Origin of the sequence: Streptomyces cucumeris, assembly GCF_024295805.1 — a bacterium.
GTDB classification, from domain to species: Bacteria; Actinomycetota; Actinomycetes; order Streptomycetales; family Streptomycetaceae; genus Streptomyces; species Streptomyces cucumeris.
The window spans coordinates 53,596-71,257 of sequence record NZ_JANCLX010000030.1 but is presented as its reverse complement, the minus strand read 5'-3'; the positions used below and the strand labels follow the sequence as shown (position 1 = coordinate 71,257).

At 72.1% G+C, this 17,662-nt stretch carries 11 protein-coding genes; 8 read left to right on the top strand and 3 right to left on the bottom strand.

Translation table 11 applies throughout. The features are described from left to right. The first annotated feature begins 34 nt into the window (after positions 1–34). Positions 35–1,927, top strand: a complete 1,893-nt coding sequence (locus NMK44_RS32145; RefSeq protein WP_254739341.1) for an SMI1/KNR4 family protein — start codon at positions 35–37, stop codon at positions 1,925–1,927. 43 nt (positions 1,928–1,970) lie between these two features. Here the strand turns inward: NMK44_RS32145 and NMK44_RS32140 are convergent, their stop codons facing one another. Further along, complete coding sequence (locus tag NMK44_RS32140) at positions 1,971–5,786, bottom strand: nSTAND1 domain-containing NTPase (protein WP_254739343.1); 3,816 nt, start codon at positions 5,784–5,786, stop codon at positions 1,971–1,973. A 206-nt stretch (positions 5,787–5,992) separates the two neighbouring features. Here NMK44_RS32140 and NMK44_RS32135 point away from each other — a divergent pair, with 206 nt between their 5' ends. After that, positions 5,993–7,189, top strand: coding sequence for a hypothetical protein (locus NMK44_RS32135; protein ID WP_254739345.1), 1,197 nt, complete (start codon positions 5,993–5,995; stop codon positions 7,187–7,189). A 46-nt stretch (positions 7,190–7,235) separates the two neighbouring features. On the opposite strand, the gene NMK44_RS32130 is transcribed toward NMK44_RS32135, so the two are convergent. Continuing rightward, positions 7,236–8,084 (bottom strand): putative RNA methyltransferase, encoded by an 849-nt coding sequence (locus NMK44_RS32130; RefSeq protein ID WP_254739346.1) that lies wholly within the window; start codon positions 8,082–8,084, stop codon positions 7,236–7,238. A gap of 235 nt (positions 8,085–8,319) precedes the next feature. Then, positions 8,320–9,204, bottom strand: coding sequence for a helix-turn-helix transcriptional regulator (locus NMK44_RS32125; protein WP_254739348.1), 885 nt, complete (start codon positions 9,202–9,204; stop codon positions 8,320–8,322). A gap of 158 nt (positions 9,205–9,362) precedes the next feature. Here NMK44_RS32125 and NMK44_RS32120 point away from each other — a divergent pair, with 158 nt between their 5' ends. From NMK44_RS32120 to NMK44_RS32095, 6 genes are all read left to right on the top strand, one after another. After that, positions 9,363–10,085 (top strand): SDR family oxidoreductase, encoded by a 723-nt coding sequence (locus NMK44_RS32120; RefSeq protein WP_254739350.1) that lies wholly within the window; start codon positions 9,363–9,365, stop codon positions 10,083–10,085. Positions 10,086–10,636: 551 nt separating this feature from the next. Continuing rightward, positions 10,637–12,115: a sugar transferase gene (locus NMK44_RS32115; RefSeq protein ID WP_254739352.1), complete on the top strand. Its 1,479-nt coding sequence runs from the start codon at positions 10,637–10,639 to the stop codon at positions 12,113–12,115. A gap of 73 nt (positions 12,116–12,188) precedes the next feature. Further along, positions 12,189–13,514 carry a nucleotide sugar dehydrogenase gene (locus NMK44_RS32110; RefSeq protein ID WP_254739354.1) on the top strand — a complete coding sequence of 442 codons (1,326 nt, stop codon included), beginning with the start codon at positions 12,189–12,191 and terminating at the stop codon, positions 13,512–13,514. After that, entirely contained in the window at positions 13,504–14,742 is a 1,239-nt protein-coding gene (locus NMK44_RS32105; protein WP_254739356.1) for a glycosyltransferase family 4 protein, read from the top strand. Before NMK44_RS32110 ends, NMK44_RS32105 begins: the two co-directional genes overlap by 11 nt. After that, complete coding sequence (locus tag NMK44_RS32100; protein ID WP_254739358.1) at positions 14,739–16,136, top strand: Wzz/FepE/Etk N-terminal domain-containing protein; 1,398 nt, start codon at positions 14,739–14,741, stop codon at positions 16,134–16,136. Before NMK44_RS32105 ends, NMK44_RS32100 begins: the two co-directional genes overlap by 4 nt. Continuing rightward, complete coding sequence (locus NMK44_RS32095; RefSeq protein WP_254739360.1) at positions 16,133–17,659, top strand: Wzz/FepE/Etk N-terminal domain-containing protein; 1,527 nt, start codon at positions 16,133–16,135, stop codon at positions 17,657–17,659. The genes NMK44_RS32100 and NMK44_RS32095 overlap by 4 nt, the downstream gene beginning before the upstream one ends. Positions 17,660–17,662 lie beyond the last annotated feature (3 nt).

The window sequence follows — 17,662 nt, the reverse complement described above, 5'->3', positions numbered from 1 at the left end:
CGCGTTGTCGGTGGCGGGTGGCAGCATCGGGCGCATGACGAAGACCACGGCATTCGACTGGCGATCCTTCCTCCTCAAGTGGTCCGGGGAGTGGGCGGATGCGCAGCCGGAGGACGAGACGCGGGACGAGGACGACGAGGCCGCGCGACGCGCGCGGTGGCTCGGATTCCCGCCCGCGTCGGAGGAGCGCATCGCGGCCATGGAGGAGCGGATCGGCCGGCGGATGCCCCCGTCGTACCGGGAGTTCCTCAAGGTCAGTGACGGGTGGCGGCACGCGGGCGGGTTCGTGTGGCTGCTGGCGGGGACCGAGGGGGCGCGCTGGCACAACAACGAGTCGGAACTCGCGGACCTCTTCGAGGAGTACCTGGACGAGGAATCCGGGCCGGAGGAGCGGGTGGAGGCGGACATCTGGCGCCGCGGACTGCAGCTCGACGTCGAGTCCGACGTCACCCACGTCCTGATGGATCCCGAGGACGTGGACGAGGCCGGCGAATGGGCCGTGTACACCTGGGCGAGCTGGCGGGCCGAACCGCCCGAACGGCATGCGGACTTCCGGGAGTTCATGCGGGAGATGTACCGGGAGTTCCACAGCCTGCGGGCGAACGGGAGCGAGAAGGAGCCGGAATTCGTCAACGACACGACACGGGACCTGGACGCCCTGGTGGCGGAGGCCCGGCTGGAGGCGCTGCGCGGGGGCTGGGAAGGGGCGCTGAAAACGCTGGAGGAGCCCAAGGACTACGGCAGGCCGCGGGCCGCCGCACTGGACGACCAGATACGCCACCTGCTCGGGCAGACCGCCGCGGTCCGCTTCGAGGGCCTGGTGACGGACCGGCGGTACGCATCCGAGCTGTTGCCCCCGCTGGTCGCCGAACACGCGGAGCACTCGTACCGCGACGACGCCACGCTGATGTTCGATCTGCGCGGCGCGGACAAGGACGTGGTGGCGCTGGCCCACGCGACACTGGACCAGGTGCGGAACGGCACGTACCGGTACACCGCGGCCGGACCGTTCGGAGAGGCGGTCGAGCGGGCGCGCGAGCTGGCGCGCTGGGGGGACACCGACGGGGCGTGGCGGACGCTCATCGACGCACTGCCCCGGTGGGAGCCGCTGGGACCGGACCACCTCGTACCGCTGGGGTGGGTGGCCGATCCTCTGCTCGGTCCGCTGCTGACCCCGGAGCGGGGCCGTGAGCTGCTGTCCGTTCCCCGGGGCGGGCAGCCGGGTGAGGCGCAGGGGCCCGCGGCGGGGCTCGACCCGGGTGGCCTGGCGTGGCTCGCGGAGCCGGATCCGAGCAACAGCCGCGCGTCCTACCGGTTCGTCCTGGTGGAGGGTGCGGAGCCGCAGGAGGTGCCCGGACGTCTGGCGGACGGGGACGGCGCCGTGCTGGACGAGCCCATGTCCCTCTGGGAGGCCCGCCGGCGGCCGCGGGACGGCCGCCAGGAGTTCTCCTCCTATGACGACAGGGCGCTCATGGCGGTCGGCCGGGCCGGCACCGGTTGGAGCTTCGCCTTCGACGACGACCCTGCCCCGTTCGACCGGCGGCGGTTCGTCTCCCCGGCCGCGGCGGCAAGCGGGGGCACCCGCGCGGTGGTGGTGTGGAGCGGTCTGAGGGAATGGCGCGGGGAACCGTTCTTCCACCTCTCGGTGGCGCAGGACGGGGCCGAGCAGTACGCGTTCACCTACGCGGACGGAGAGGTCCGCTCGCACGGGGAGATTCCGCGGGCGCTCGACCCGGGCCGGTTCTTCGGCGATCCGGAGGACATCACCGCGGTGGAACGGTCGCTGCTGGAGGCGTTGACCGGGGAGTTCGGCGCCTGTCTGCCCCGTCACGCCATCGAGAACGGGCGGCTGCACACATTCACCACCCGCTCCTGGACACGGCCGCCCAAGGACGGCGAGACATACGCGGTGATCCATGTGATGTGACAGCACGCGTCCCCGGGATGTCGGTACCGCCCCGCGGCCGGGTTCAGCAGGTGTCGCGGTACGGGACGTCCGGGATGTACGTGGACCAGTCGGCGCGGGACAGACCGCCGCCCGCGCGTTCGCAGATTGCTTCGGTGGCGCGGGCGGGGTCGACGGGATACTCCCGGAGGGGGATTCGGGCCCCGGTCACGAACAGGGTCCGGTCGTCGGGGCCGAACGCGACTGCAAGAACGGGGTCGGTGCCGCCGGTGAACGTGGTCCCCAGCGGGCGCCCCGAGGCGGTGTCCCACAGCCGTACCGTGCCGTTCGCACCCGCCACGGCCAGGGTCGCGCCGTCGTGCGCGTAGGCGAGGGCGGTCACCGGCTCCCCCGTCCGGGCCCGGTCCGCGTACGTTCCGGAGAGGGAGCCCAGGGCGCGCATCCCGTCGTCGTCATACACGTTCACCCGGCCGGAGTCGCCACCCAGGGCGAGCCGTTCACCGTCGGGACTGTAGGCGAGCGCTTGGGCGTCGTGCTGCTCGACCACACCCGAGACCTGGCGGGCCGAGGGCAGGGTGAAGCCGACCCCGTGCGTGGTGGCCAGGCGTCGTCCGTCGGGGCGCACCGCCATGGCGCCGGCCGGAGGAACCGACCAGGACAGTCTGCCACGGGCCTTCTCGGTATGCTCCGCCACCTCGGTGCGGCGCCGTGCGTCCCACTTCTCCAGCACGGAGTCCTGCCGAAGGACGAAGAGGGAGGAGCCGTCCGGGCTCAGCGCGATGGCGTCGGCGCTCTCCTTCTCCTTGCCGCCCGTCGCGAGCACCAGCTCCGCGCGCTTGCGGTGGTTCCGCAGATCCCACACCGTGATCCGCTCCGGGCGCCCCCTGGTGCCGTCCGAGCCGGCGCGCACCTTCGGGGCGCCGACCCCGTAGGCCAGAGTCCGCCCGTCGCCACTGAACGTCAGATACGCCCAGCACTGTTCGCTCTTCCGCCGCGTCCGGTCGACCGTGCCGCAGTCGACCGACGGCAGCGGGGTCGCCCGGCCGCCGCCCGTGGGCCGTATCTCGAACCGCATCCGCTCCCCGTGGCGGCGGGCGGTGACGACCATCCGGCCGTCGGGACTGAACGCGGCCTTCTGGGCTGGTTCCCCGCGCCGGGGGGAGGTGACGGCATCGCCCAGGAACAGGGTCCGCACGGCACCGGTGCTGTCGCCGGCCCCCTCCTGGTACCGGATCACGCCCCGGTCGGCATCGAGCCAGTGGCCCCTGATGTACGGGTCGACCAGCCGGTGCGAGTAGACCGCCTCGGCGGAGTCCGCGGAGATCCGCCACAGTGTGATCCTCTGGTCGCCCACCGTGGAGACGAACCGCCCGTCGCGGCTGAAGCGAACGCCTTCCGGCTTGTCGCCCTCGTACGGGATCCGCACCGTCTTCCCGGACCTCAGGTCCCAGATGACCGGCTTTTCGCGACCGACCGCCAGCCTCCTGCCCCGCGGATCGAACTCCCACGCGGTGCCGCTGCCCGGGCTCTTGGTGGTGCCGCAGACGGCGCTCGACAGCGCCGCCGCGCGGGGCGGGCGCACCCGACGCCGCGCGACGGTGTCCCAGAGCTCCAGGGAACGCCCCGCGCACAGCGTCATAAGCCGGTCGTCCGGGCTTGCCAACGGCCCGTAGACGTCCTTGCCCTCGTGCCGGAACACCCAGCGTCCGCGCCGTACATCCCACATCCCGGCCGAGTGGCGGTCGGACAGGAGCACCGTGCGCCCGCTCGGGGCGTACTGGGCGTTCGTATCCTCGGTGGAGGGAGCGGGGCGCGGGCCGACCGGCTTCCCGGTGGCGAGGTCACGGACGGTCAACCGGTCACCCGCCGCCACCAGCAACCGCCGCCCGTCCGGGGACAGGTCCACCGCCTGCTCCCCGCCGGGCAGCCGGAGTTCGCCGGTCCGGCGGTGACCGGCCACATCCCAGCGCTGTGCCCGGCCGGCCACGACCCGCACCAGCGTCCGCCCGTCCTCGCTGACGTACTGCTCCCCTTCGGCTACCGCGCCGGGAACGGTGAAGGAGTCCTGCTCCTGCTGCGTCACCGCCCCCAGCAGCGCCGCCCGCGCCTCGTCGGTACGGCTGATCCGCCACGCGGCGGCGCTCAGCCGCAGTGCCGTCACCGGGTCGGCGGAGCGCATGGTCTCCGCGATCGACGCGATGCGGCGGGAGGTGGCCTCCGCACGGCGCCGGTCGCCCTCACGGTTCTGCTGCCAGGCCGCCACTCCCGCCACCATCGCCAGGACGAGCAGCAGGGACAGCGTGCCGACCACGGCGCGGACCCGGCGGCGCTCGCGCCGCCGCCCGTCGCTGCTCGCGGTGAGGAACGCCCCCTCCAGGGAGGTGAGGGCGGCTCGTTCGCGGGCCGGGCCGAACGCCTCCTCCGCCTCCGCCAACCGTGCCCCGCGGTACAGCGCGCCGGGATCCCGGCGCAGCCCCTGCCACGCCCGCGCCGCCTCCGTCAGCTTCCGGTGGACGCGCAGCCGTCCGCGGTCCTCCTCGATCCAGCCCCGCAGCCGCGGCCAGGCGGTGATCAGCGCCTCGTGTGCGAGGTCCACCACCCCGTCGTCGACGGTCACCAGGCGGGCCCGGACCAGACGTTCCAGCACCACCGAGGTGTCGTCCGGCGCATCCTCCGGTGTGCCGTCCCCCTCCAACTCGGCCCGGTCCACCGGGCGCCTGGTGTCCTGTGCCCCCTCGCCCGGGGTGATCAGCCGCAGCAGGATCCGACGGGCCAGCTCCGCCTGGGGTGTGGACAGTTCACCGTGGACCCGCTCCGCCGTAGCGGCGATCGCACCGTGGACACCGCCGACGGACTCGTACGCCTCCTCCGTCAGCGTCCGTCCGCGCCGCCGCCGCCAGGTCTCCAGCAGGGCGTGGGACATCAGCGGCAGACCGCCCGGTTCATCGGCGACCTCGGCCACGATCCGGGCGGTCAGCGACCGCTCCACGATCAGGCCCGCCGCGGCGGCCGGTTTCACGATCGCCTCGCGCAGCTCGGCCGGTCCCATCGGGCCGACGAGCAGCGTGGCATCGCGCAGTGCGGCCGTCAGCCCGCGGTGTGCGGCGCAGTGGCCGAAGAAGTCGGCCCGTACGGCGATGACGACGCGCAGCCGGCTCCCCGGATCGCATGCGGCGAGCAGCGCGTTGATGAACTCTCTGCGCTCCACCGCTTCCTGACAGAGCGTGAACACTTCCTCGAACTGATCGACGATCAGCCAGGTGTCACCGTCTCCCGCTTTCGCCGTCAGCGCCGCGCGGTGGGTGCGGGCCGGGTGCTCGCCCGGGGTCAGCAGCCGGATGACGGCGGGCGGCGGTGCCGCCGACCGGGCACCGCCGCCGGCCCCGGGGTCCCGGAGGGCGGGGATCAGGCCCGCGCGCAGGAGTGAGGACTTGCCGCTTCCGGAGGGGCCGAAGACGGCGGTGAACCGATGGCTCCGCACCAGCTCCACGACATCGGCGGCCAGCCGGTCGCGGCCGAAGAAGCGCTCGTGGTCGCCCGGTTCGAAGCGGGCCAGGCCGCGATAAGGCGGGTCGGCGCCGTCGTCCCCGGCCCGCTCCACGGCCGCCGACTCCGCCGCCTCCGCGGCCGCCTCCCGCCAGCGCTCCTCCCACTCCGCCCGGTCCCCGCCACAGACCTCGGCGTACGCCAGCGCCACCGGCAGCGAGGGCAACTGCTCGCCCGCCGCCGCCTGCGACAGGGTCGTGACCGAGTACCGCGCCCGCTGCGCCATCGCCCGGTAGGTCGGCCCACCGGCCTCCTGACGGAGCTTGCGCAGCTCGTAGGCGAAGCGCTCAACCGGACCCGCGCTCGGGTCCACCGGCCTCTCACGACGCCCCACCCGTTCCCCCTCCCCCGGTCCCCCACCGTGCTGTCCCGCTCCCCGGGCCGGCCCGACTACCGGCGCATTCACGATTGTTCGGTCCTTCGGACGGGGGCTGCCGAACAACCGTACAGCCGCTGGAATGGCGGAGCGGTCGGCTCCGGGCCCCTCGCAGGGAGCGCCCCACGGGCCGTCCGCTGACGTCGATGAGGAGAGACAGCAACGTGAAAGAGTTGATCAGTACCCGCGGTATCCGCGGGGCGATGGTGGCGTGTGCCGCGCTGACGCTGGCGGCGAGCACGATGCCGGCGTTCGCGGCCTCACCGCAGCCCGCCGGGTGGAGCGAGTCGAGGGTGACGCCGAGCGACGCCACGCTCCTGGCCTCCACGCGGCCCGACGCGCGGACCACATGGGTGGCGGGGGCGCGGTTCGTCCCCCCGGGGAATGACGACGCCGAAATGGTGCCCACCCTGTGGGAGCGCGACGAACGCAAGGGCCCCGGCTGGAAGCAGGTGAAGACGGCACCCGTACCCCGGGGCGATGACCTCCGGTTCAATGACGTCGATGCCACGTCGGCGCGCAACGGCATGCTGGTCGGTGACTTCACCGAACGAGTCGGCGGCATCGTGACACAGCGCTGGAACGGCACGGCGTGGAAGTCCGTCGTCGCTCCGGTGCCCCGCAAGACCGTGGGTGCCGGGTTCACCTCCGTCGACACTCGCGCCGCCGACGATGCCTGGGCGGCGGGATGGACCGAGGTACACACCGGAGGCCGCCGCATCTACGCCGGAACGCTCCAGCACTGGGACGGCACCCGCTGGAAGGCACAGAAGCTGCCGAACGTCGGTGCGGGAGGCGCGGGCTCACCGTGGTATCTGCAGACCGTCACCGCGGTCGCCGCTGACGATGTGTGGGCCGTGGGCGGCACGGGCTTCGCAGCGCCCGTGAAGCCGGTGGTGTTGCACTACGACGGCGTGCGCTGGAACAAGGTCGCCGTTCCTGGCCTCGGTGGCACGTCCGCGAGGCTGAATGACATCGTCCGCGGGCCGGGCGGGCAGATGTGGGCCGTGGGTACGACCCAGACGTCCGATGGCACACGGCAGGCGCTGGCGCTGCGCTACGACGGCACGAGCAAGAAGTGGACCAACGTCCCCCTGCCGACAGGGGTCAGGGAGCTGGTCAGCGCCGCGATGAGTCAGGACGGCCCGGTCGTCGTGGAGCGGAAGACGAGGGACACCAGTACCGCGCTCCGCTACTCCGGCGGACGCTGGGTGTCGATGAAACTGCCCGCCGACGGCACCACGCCGTACACGGTGAGCGACATCTCGGTCTCGGGCCGGACCATCGACGTCATCGGTTCGCGCCCGGCCAGGGGCTCCCAGTGGGTGGGTCCCGGGTCACTGCTGACCACCCGCCAGTAACGACGAGCGGGAGGGGATGGGCCGGCACCGGCCCATCCCCTTGCCGTCAGCGGGGCCGGTAGGCGGTGGCCAGAACGGAGACGGTGACCTGGTCGGGCAGGAGACCGCGCCCGGCCAGGTCCGCACCGTTCAGATGGCGTGCGCTCGGCGTCATCCCCACCAGGTCGAGGGCCTCGAGCTCGGTCAACGGCGCGACGTACTCGACCCGTTCGGTATCCGCGGCCTCGAAGAAGGGGGCCAGCGCCGTGTGCAGACGGTCTTCCTTGGTCGGGTCGATCGCCACCATCCCGGGCACCCGGCCGCGCAGTTCGCGCAGGTGCCGCGCGGTCGGGCGTACGACGACCAGCCGGCCGCCCGGGCGCAGCACCCGGTGGAACCCGGACGGGTTGCGCGGGGCGAACACGTCCAGCACGACATCGGCCATCCCGTCGGCCAGCGGGAGGGGGCGGAAGACGTCCCAGGCCGCGGCAGCCGCCCGCGGATGGGCGCGGGCCGTGGCGCGCAGGGCGCGCACCGAGGTGTCCAGGCCCAGACCGCGGGCGTCGGGCAGCCGGTCGAGGACACCGGCCAGGTAGTAGCCCGTACCGCATCCCACATCCACTACGGCGTTCCGCTCCGGCGCGGTGCCGGCCGCCAGTTCCGCCACGGTCCGGCGGATCGGCGCGTAGCTGCCGGTGGCCAGGAACCGGTCCCGGGCCCGGGCCATGGCCGCGTCGTCGCCGCTGGTGGCGCGGGTGCCCGTCAGGAGGCTGACATAGCCGTGCCGGGAGATGTCGAAGGTGTGGCCCGCCGGGCAGCGCAGGGCGCCGCGGTCGGGGTGGAGAGGGGCGCCGCACATGGGACAGCGCAGGAGATCGAGGAACGATGCGAGGGCAGGGGGAAGCGGAACGGGCACAAGACACTCCTGGCAACGGTGAAAGGAAGGGACCGTGCCTGCGCGCGCTCAGAAGGTGGCCGTCCCCGGAGGAACGGATCGGCGTCGGCCGCTCGATACGGGCAGCGCCGGAAGATGGATCATGCGGCAGGCACGCCAAGGAGGGCGATGCCGTCCGGCAACGCCCTCATAGCCTCCCGATCAGTGGAAGCAGCGGTGCGGGGTGCTCATGAAGTCCACACCACCACGATACAAGTCATGGCATCCGCCCGGCGCTGAGGTCCGTCGCCGACCAGCTCCCCAGCAGCCGCAACGCCTGCGCGGAGGGACTGCCGGGTTCGGCGGTGTAGAGGTAGAGGGCCTGGTCCGGGTCGTCCGGCAGCGTGAGTGATTCGTATTCCAGGGCCAGTTCACCGACGAGGGGGTGGCGGTAGCGCTTGGTGCCGTGGGTGTACGCGAACACATCGTGGTCGGCCCACCACCGGCGGAAGTCCTCGTCGTGCACGGACAACTCGCCCACCAGCTCGGTCAGCCGGGAGTCGTGCGGATGGCGCCCGGCGTACAGGCGCAGGGCCGCCACCGTGCCACGGGCTGCGGTCTGCCAGTCGGCGATCAGACCGTGGGCGGCGGGGTCGAGGAAGAGGAACCGGGCGAGGTTGCGGTCACGGTGCGGCAGTGCGTCGAAGTCGGTGTACAGCGCCTTGGCGAGGGGGTTGGCGGCGAGCACGTCCAGCCGGTGCCCCATGATCATCGCAGGGGTGTCGGTCAGGGAGTCGAGGAGCCGCAGAAGCCCGGGGCGCACCCGCTGCGGCGGCACGGGGCGGCGGCGGGCCGGACCCGGCTTCGGGCGGGCCAGATCGAAGAGATGGGCCCGCTCGGCCCGGTCCAGGCGAAGCGCACGCGCCACGGCGTCCAGCACCGACGCCGAGACGTTCGGATTGCGTCCGCGCTCCAGGCGTATGTAGTAGTCGACGCTGATTCCGGCCATTCGCGCCACCTCTTCGCGGCGCAGCCCCGGCACCCGGCGCCGCCCGGTTTCGCCCGGGCCAAGACCGGCCTCGGCCGGGCTGATCCGGGACCTGCGCGACCGCAGGAAGTCGCGCAGCTCACCGTTGGGCTCGCGCCCCGCTGACGTGCTCATCGTTCCAGGATAGGACGGGGTGCGGCCGCCACCGGGTGGCGAAGGGGGGTCTGCCGGACCCCCGGTGGGCCCTCCCTCCGCTGCCGGTACCCGGCGCCCTTCGCCGGGTGGTGTTCTGGAGACGGCCCACCCTTCCACCCGTCTTATGAGGGATCACCATGTCCAAGCCCCTGATCGTCATCACCGGTGCCAGCTCCGGTATCGGCGCGGCCACCGCCCGTCTCCTCTCCGCCGAGGGACACCCGCTGCTCCTCCTCGCCCGGCGGCTGGAGAAGCTGCGGGAACTCGGCCTGCCCGACACCCTGTGCCGCAAGGTCGACATCACCGACCGGACCGCGCTCGAAGCGGCGGTACAGGAGGCCGAGGAACGGTTCGGACCGGCCGACGCCATCGTCAACAACGCCGGGGCCATGCTCCTGGGCCGGCTCGCCGACCAGCCCGCCGAGGAGTGGGACCGGATGATCGACCTGAACGTCAAGGGCGTGCTGTACGGCGTCCGCGCGGTCCTGCCCGGCATGCTCGCCCGTGGCAACGGCACGATCATCAACGTCAGCTCCATCGCCGGCCGCAAGACCTTCCCGAACCACACCGCCTACGTGGGCACCAAGTTCGCCGTCCATGGCATGTCGGAGAACCTGCGCGAGGAGGTCGCCTCCCGGGGTGTCCGTGTGGTGACCATCGCCCCCGGCGCCGTGGAGACCGAGCTGCTCTCGCACACCAGCGACGAGCAGATCCGGACGGATTACGAGGCGTGGAAGGAGTCCGCGGGCGGCGCCCTGGACCCGCGGGCCGTGGCGGAGGCGATCGGCTACGCCTATCGGCAGCCGCGGAACGTCACCATCCGCGAGATCGTCCTCGCCGCCACCGGCCAGGAAGCATGACCTGGTCGCGCCCGGGAGGGGCCGGGCGCGGCGGGCGCTCGAGCCGGACTCAAGCCATGCGGTCGTCGATCAAAAAATGCAGTTTCAATGTTTGACCACAAATTACACACATCCTCTCTTCATACTGGCCCTGATGGTCTAGATTGACCGTGCTTCAGCTGTTCGGGCACGAGGCGACCAGTAATGATCTGTACGTCCGGCACCACGGCAAGACAGCAATCGCACCCTCCGCGCCCGGCGTGGGGGTGATCAGTTCTTGGGGCCCGAGAGGGGGCCCCGGGTGTGGGGAGCACCCGGGGCAGAGACGGGTTCCCGCGTACCTCGAGAGCCTGGCAGGGCATGCGCACCGCTGCCGCCAGGGTGGGTTGTTCACATCAGCACTGCATCAGCCGGTACGTCGTGCGCGGGAGGCGGGGGCCTCCCGGCGAGAGGAACAGTGCGCGGGGGGCGGGGGCCTCCCGAGGGGAGGAACGGTCGGGAGGCGGGGGCCTCCCGGGGGGAGGAACAGTGTTAGGCGAACACGTCGAACCACTGGGGACCTGGGGGGTTCTGTGCGGCGAGGGGGATTAGTCAGCCCGTTTCCGCCGGCGCGCGGGCGTCCGGCGGACGGGGCAATCAGCCAGCCCGCGATCGACTGGGAGCATCGGTACCGCCGTACCGTGATCACCAGCGACACCGTGGCCACCGCCATCGTGGTGGCGGCGATCGGCAACTTCTTCGGGGCCCGGGACGCGGCCAACTGGCATGAGAAGTGGGGAATCCTCGCGTTCGGCACCGAACTGCTGGTGCTGGGGGCGCTTGCGGTGAGCCGGTCCTGGGCTCCGGCCGTACTCGGCCAGGGCGCGGAGGAGTTCCGCCGGCTCGGACGCTCACTGTTCACGGCGACCGTCGTACTGGCACTCGGCGGTATCGCCCTGACCTCGCGCAACATCAAGCTCTGGATCTTCGTCGCGATCCCCGCGATCGCGCTCGTCACCATGACCGCGCGGTATCTGCTGCGCCTGTGGCTGCATAAACAGCGGAAGGAAGGCCAGTGTCTGCGACCGGTGCTCGCCGCCGGGAGCGTGGCCACCGTGCACGACCTGATCACCCGGACCCGTAAGTTCCCGCACCTCGGCTGGCGCGTGGACGCGGTGTGCACGACGGACGGTCTCGGGCCCGACGGTGACCGGCTGGACGGTGTGCCGGTCGTCGGCCGACTGGCGGATGTCGCGGGCCATGTCCGCCGCAACGGCTACCGGGTCGTCGCGGTCACCCCGGATCCGCACTGGTCACCGGACCGGCTGCAACGGCTCGCCTGGAATCTCGAGGGCAGCGAGGCCGAGATGGTCGTGGCCCCCGTGCTGATGGAAGTGGCCGGCCCGCGGCTGCATATCGACGCGGTGCTCGGGATCCCGCTGCTGCGGGTCAGCATGCCCACCTTCACCGGGGGCCGCCGGGCGGTCAAAGGGGTCGTCGACCGGGTCGGCGCGGCGGTCCTGCTGATGCTGTTCGCGCCGCTGATGGTGCTCGTCGGGCTGCTCGTACTGATGGACAGCCGGGGCGGGGCGTTCTACCGCCAGCGCAGGGTCGGCAAGGACGGCCGCGAGTTCACCATTCTCAAGTTCCGCACCATGGTCACCGGGGCCCACGACGCACGTGGCGAACTGGCCGACCTCAACGAGGGCGCGGGGCTGCTGTTCAAGGTCCGCCGGGATCCACGGGTGACCCGGGTGGGAGCGGTGCTGCGCCGGTACTCGCTCGACGAGCTCCCGCAGCTCTTCAACGTGCTCACCGGATCGATGTCGCTCGTCGGCCCGCGGCCGCCGCTGCCGGAGGAATCCGCCGCCTACGGCCCGGACATCCGGCGGCGGCTGCTGGTCAAACCCGGGCTCACCGGCCTGTGGCAGATCAGCGGGCGCAGCGACCTGCCGTGGGAGGAGGCGGTCCGCCTCGACCTGCGGTACGTGGAGGACTGGTCGCTCGCCCTGGACACAGTGATCTTGTGGAAGACGCTTCGTGCGGTGCTCCACGGACAGGGGGCGTACTGATGCGCGGAGGCCGTCGTCCGGCCGACGCGGGGACCGCAGGCCACAAGGGTCTGCCGTGGGGGAGGAACGCGTCATGAGGATCAGCGTTTTCGGGCTCGGCTACGTGGGCTGTGTATCGGCCGCGTGCCTGGCCAGTATGGGTCACGAGGTCATCGGGGTGGACGTCAACCAGGTGAAGGTCGACCTGGTCAACGACGGCAAGGCCCCGGTGGTCGAGGAGCGGATCGGCGAGCTCACCGCCGAGGTCGTACGGGCCGGGACGTTGCGCGCCACCGTCGACGTCCGCGAGGCCATCATGGGCAGCGAGGTGTCGCTGGTGTGCGTGGGCACACCGTCGGAGCCCAACGGCAGCTTGTGCACCACGTACTTGGAGCGGGTCACCGAGGAGATCGGCGCCGCGCTGGCCGAGCGGGCCGGACAAGGGGGCCGGCACACCCTCGTCTTCCGCAGCACCATGCTCCCGGGCACCTGTCTGGACCTGCTGGTGCCGATCCTGGAGAAGCACATCGGTGGTACGGCCGGGGTGGACGTCGGGGTCGCGGTCAACCCGGAGTTCCTGCGCGAGGGCACGAGCGTGCTGGACTTCTTCGACCCGCCCAAGACCGTCATCGGCGAGCTCGACCCGGCCAGCGGCGATGTGGTGGCGGCGCTGTACGAGGAGCTGCCCGGCGAGGTGTTCCGGGTGCCGATCCCGACGGCCGAGGCCATCAAGTACGCGGACAACGCGTTCCATGGCCTCAAGATCGGCTTCGCGAATGAACTGGGCGCGGTGTGCCAGGCGCTCGGGGTGGACTCGCACCAGGTCATGGATGTGTTCCTGGCCGACCGCAAGCTGAACATCAGCCCCGCCTATCTGCGGCCCGGTTTCGCCTTCGGTGGCTCCTGTCTGCCCAAGGACTTACGCAGCCTGGTCCACGCGGCGCGGCGGGCCGATGTCTCGGTGCCCATCCTCGCCCATGTGCTGCCCTCCAACGCCGACCATCTGCAGCGCGCGGTGGAGCTGGTCGAGCGCACCGGGAAGCGCCGGGTGGGGCTGTTCGGGCTGTCGTTCAAACCCGGGACCGATGACCTCCGTGAGAGCCCGCTCGTCGAGCTGGCCGAGAGACTCTTCGGCAAGGGGTACGACCTGCGGATCTACGACGCCAATGTGAGCCTCTCCCGGCTGCTCGGCGCGAACCGCGAGTACATCGAGACCCGGCTGCCGCACCTCGGGCACCTGCTCGCGGACTCCGTCGACGAGGTGCTCGAACACGCCGAGGTGTGCCTGGTGGGGACCAGGGACCAGGCCGTGCTGTCGGCGCTGCCCCATGGTGGGAGCCCGGTCATCGTCGATCTCATCCGCCTTCCCGACGCCGAGGCGCGCCGGGCCGAACCGGGGTACATGGGCCTTGCTTGGTAACGCAGTCAGCGGTGACGGGTCGGGCCGGCGTGCGCTGATCCTGGTGGAGAACCTGTCGGTGCCCTTCGACCGGCGGGTGTGGCAGGAGTGCACGACGCTGCGCGACGCGGGCTGGGAGGTCCACGTCATCTGTCCCCGGGGCGAGAAGCGGGACACGGAGCCGGAGGCGTTGATCGAGGGGGTGCGGATCCACCGCTACCCGCTGCGCGCGGCCACCGGAGGACCGGCCGGCTACCTGCGGGAGTACGGATCGGCGCTGTGGCATACGGCCCGGCTGGCCCGCAAGGTCGGCCCGGTCCATGTGGTCCATGCCTGCAACCCGCCCGACCTGCTGTTCCTGGCGGCACGGTGGCTCAGGCAGCGCGGCGCGCGGTTCGTCTTCGACCAGCACGACCTGGTGCCGGAGCTGTACCTGTCCCGGTTCGACCGCGGCAAGGACCTGCTCTACCGCGCCGTGTGCGCGCTGGAGCGGCGGACCTACCGGGCCGCGGACATCGTGCTGGCCACGAACGAGAGCTACCGGGACGTCGCGGTGCGCCGTGGCGGAAAGCGCCCGGAGGATGTGTTCGTGGTGCGCAGCGCACCCGCGATCGAACGGTTCCAACCGGTGCCGCCTGAGGAGGAGTTGAAGCGCGGCAAGCCCCATCTGCTGTGCTACCTCGGCGTCATGGGCCCTCAGGACGGAGTCGACTACGCCTTGCGGGCCCTGGCGAAGCTGCGCGACGAGCTCGGACGGACCGACTGGCACGCGGTGTTCGTCGGCTCCGGCGACGCCTTCGACGCGATGGTGGCGCTGTCGCGGCGGCTCGGGCTCTCGGAGCAGGTGCAGTTCACCGGGCGTGTTCCGGACGCCGACCTGGTGCGCTACCTGTCGACCGCGGATGTCTGTCTCTCCCCCGACCCGCGCAATCCGCTCAACGACGTGTCGACCATGAACAAGGTCCTGGAGTACATGGCGATGGGCCGGCCGATCGTCTCGTTCGACCTGAAGGAGGCGCGTGTCTCGGCCGGTGAGGCCGCCGTTTACGCGGCCGCCGACGACGAGGCCGAGTTCGCCGGGCTCATCGCCGGGCTGCTCGACGATCCGGAGAAGCGGGCCCGGATGGGCAAGATCGGCCAGGAGCGGATCGGCGGTCAGCTCTCCTGGCGGAACTCGCAGGCGTCGCTGCTCGCCGCCTACGCCGCCGCCTGCGGCCCCTACCGTTCAGGGAAGAGGCAGCGCAGTTGAGTGAGGACGCAATACGCCTGGTCACGATCGGGCGGATCATCCGTCGGCGGTGGCGGCTGCTCACCATCCTCGCCCTGCTGGGCGCGCTCGTCGGCTACGGCACCTCCTTGCTGTTCCCGCCGCGCTACACCACGTCGGCGTCGGTACTGCTGCCAGGGGCGTGGGAGGAGCGCGAGCTGCTGACCCAGGCGGAGATCGCGACCAGTTCGGTGGTGCTCGACCGCGCGGCGGCCTCGCTCGGCTGGAGCGGGGTCGGCGGCGGCGAGCTGCGGGACCGGGTGAGCGCCCGGGCCGCCGAGGGGAACATCATCAAGATCTCGGGCACGGCCGAGACCCCGGAACGCGCACAGCGCCTCTCCGACCAGGTGGTCCAGCAGTTCGTCAGCTTCGCCGCGCGGCTGGTGGGCGATGACACCGACGCCGACGCGGCGACCGGGCCCGAGGCACTGCGGCAGATGGTGGTGAAGACCAGCCGCCGCATCACCGAGCTGGCCGACGCCGCCGATCCGGGGCGGACCGTGGAGGGTGTGCAGGCCCGCACCGAGCTCGAGAAGCTGCGCACCACGCTCCAGGAAGCCATGAAGAAGCTGGACGACGCCGACCCGGCGGCCGACAGGGCGAGCCTGGTCGTCATGGGTCCGGCGGCCCCGCCGGACGGCGAAGCGCCGCCGACCAGGATCCAACTCATCGTCGGCGGAGCGCTGTTGTTCTTCGTGTTCGCGGTCATCGGCCATCTCGCCGCCGCACGGGCCGGCCGCCGGCTGCGCACCGAACCGGAGATCGCCGCGGCCCTGGGCTCGACGCTGCTGGGTACCGTCGACGTACCCGGTGATCGGCGCGCGTACCGGCCGGAAGGCCGTGGCGCACGGGACCGGATCCGCCGGCTGCTGGGCACCGACGTCCGGTGGGATCTGCCGGTCCCGCGGACCTCCGGCGACGAGGCCGGCCGGCAGATCCGCTACCGGCGGGTGTGCACCCGCCTCCGGGACCAACTGCCCACCTCCCGAAGGCTGCTGGTCGTCGTCCCGGACGGCGACGAGATCGCCCGCCGGGCCGCCGGGCAGCTCGTCGCCGAGGCCGGGAGCGACACTTCCCCGGCCGCTTCGGGCGGGGGATTCCCCGTGCTGCGGATGGTGGGGGTCTCGGTGTCCCAGCCGATGGTGCCGGACCGTGGCGAGGAGTCCGGTGCCCTGGTCGTGGTCAGCGCGGGGAGCTGGACCGCGGGGGAGCTCTCCGGTGTCGCCGAGGCGTGTGCGGACGCCAAGCACGAGGTCGTCGGCATCGTCCTCGCCGGTACGGTCCGGGCCCGTCCCAAGCGGTCCGCCGGACACCGCCGGGGAACCGCCGCTCCGGCACTCGCGGTGGGCGACGGCGCGACGGGAGGTTCAGGGTGACCACGCATACGACTCCGGAGTCGCCGGCCGCCGCTCCGCTGCTGGATCTGCAGGCACTGGTGGTGGCGGTGCGCAGACGCCGCCGTCTGTGGTGCTCCATGGCGCTGCTGGGGCTGCTCGTCGGCGCGGCGATGGCGGTCCTGATGCCGCCGGCGCCGACCGCGGTGACCAAGGTGCTGGTCGCGCATCAGGAGGACCAGCCGAATGACACCGGAACGCTGATCCGCACCGATGTCGAGCTGCTGGGGACCACACGGATCGCCGGGAAGGCCCTGCAGGCCCTCGGCTCCCCCGGGAACCCCGAAGACTTCATGCAGGACTACCGGGGCACCGGTCTGACCAACAACCTGCTGCAGATCGATGTGACGGGTGACAGCGACGCGGAAGCGGTGGCCCGTGCCAAGGCACTGGCCGACACGTTCGTCGCGGACCATGTGAAGCGGATGCGGGAGACCGCGAAGGCCGAGTCCAAGGCCCTGCTCGACCAGCGTGACCGGATGCGGAACGAGCTCGACAAGGTCAACAAGGCGATCGGGGACCGGTCGCCGGAGAGCGGCCCGGAAGCGTCGGCGAGCATCGAGTCGCTCTACGCCCGCCGGGCGGAACTCAACTCGCGGATCGCCGACTTCGACCAGCGCGCCGAGGAGGCGCGCATCGGTACGCCCAAGCTGGTCGCCGGCACACAGATCGTGGACGCCCCGCACGCGGTGCGGCACTCCCTGCCCAAGGCCGCGGTCACCAACGCCGTGATCGGGCTGGTCCTCGGGCTGGTCCTCGGGCTCGCGGTGGCCGCGGTCGGCGCGGTGGTGGCGGACCGCCCCGTGCTGCGCCGGGAGATCGCGGCGAACCTGGGCGCCTCGGTCATCGCGGAGCTGCGCCGGGTGTCCCGCAGGCCGGGCAGACCGTGGCAGCGCCGGCGGACCCGGGCGACACACGAGCGGCTCATCACGACCCTGGCCCGGACCGTACGCGGCTCCACGGAGACGGTGTCGCTGCTGGAACTGGGCTGTGCGCGCACTGCGAGTCTGATCGCCGTGGACCTCGCCGGGGCACTGGCGGCGGACGGGCCGGTGGTCATCGTCGACGGTCTGCCGGGTCCGCAGCTCGCCAACTGCCGCCGGAAGCCGGGAGATCCGGAGGTGATCGGCGGCGAGCGTGCCGCGACCGTACCGCGCCAGGCGCGCAAGCTCGGCGTCGGCTCGGTGGCGCCCGGTACGGCGTGGACCGATCTGCAGTACCTCGGCGGCCAGACCGTGCTGGTCGTGCGGGCCGGGCACGGCAGCGCCGCATGGCTGCACACCGTGGCGCGGCAACTCGCCGACCAGCGCATTCCGGTGATCGGTGTGGTGCTGATCGATCCCGATCCGCGGGACCGGACCGACGGCACGCTGTGGGACGGGCTGCATATCGCGCTGCGGGGCCAGAGCGAGCGGCTGGCCCGGCAGAACGGGATGGGCCAGCTGCGGACCGAGCGGCCGATATGGGCCGCACGGGTCCCGGCCAACGACCAGGAGGCGCGGTAGGAC

Bases quoted from the DNA above. Each gene is read 5' to 3' on its own strand.
- NMK44_RS32145 (WP_254739341.1), top strand. From the start codon at position 35: ATGACGAAGACCACGGCATTCGACTGGCGATCCTTCCTCCTCAAGTGG.
- NMK44_RS32125 (WP_254739348.1), bottom strand. From the start codon at position 9,204: ATGAGCACGTCAGCGGGGCGCGAGCCCAACGGTGAGCTGCGCGACTTC.
- NMK44_RS32120 (WP_254739350.1), top strand. From the start codon at position 9,363: ATGTCCAAGCCCCTGATCGTCATCACCGGTGCCAGCTCCGGTATCGGC.
- NMK44_RS32110 (WP_254739354.1), top strand. From the start codon at position 12,189: ATGAGGATCAGCGTTTTCGGGCTCGGCTACGTGGGCTGTGTATCGGCC.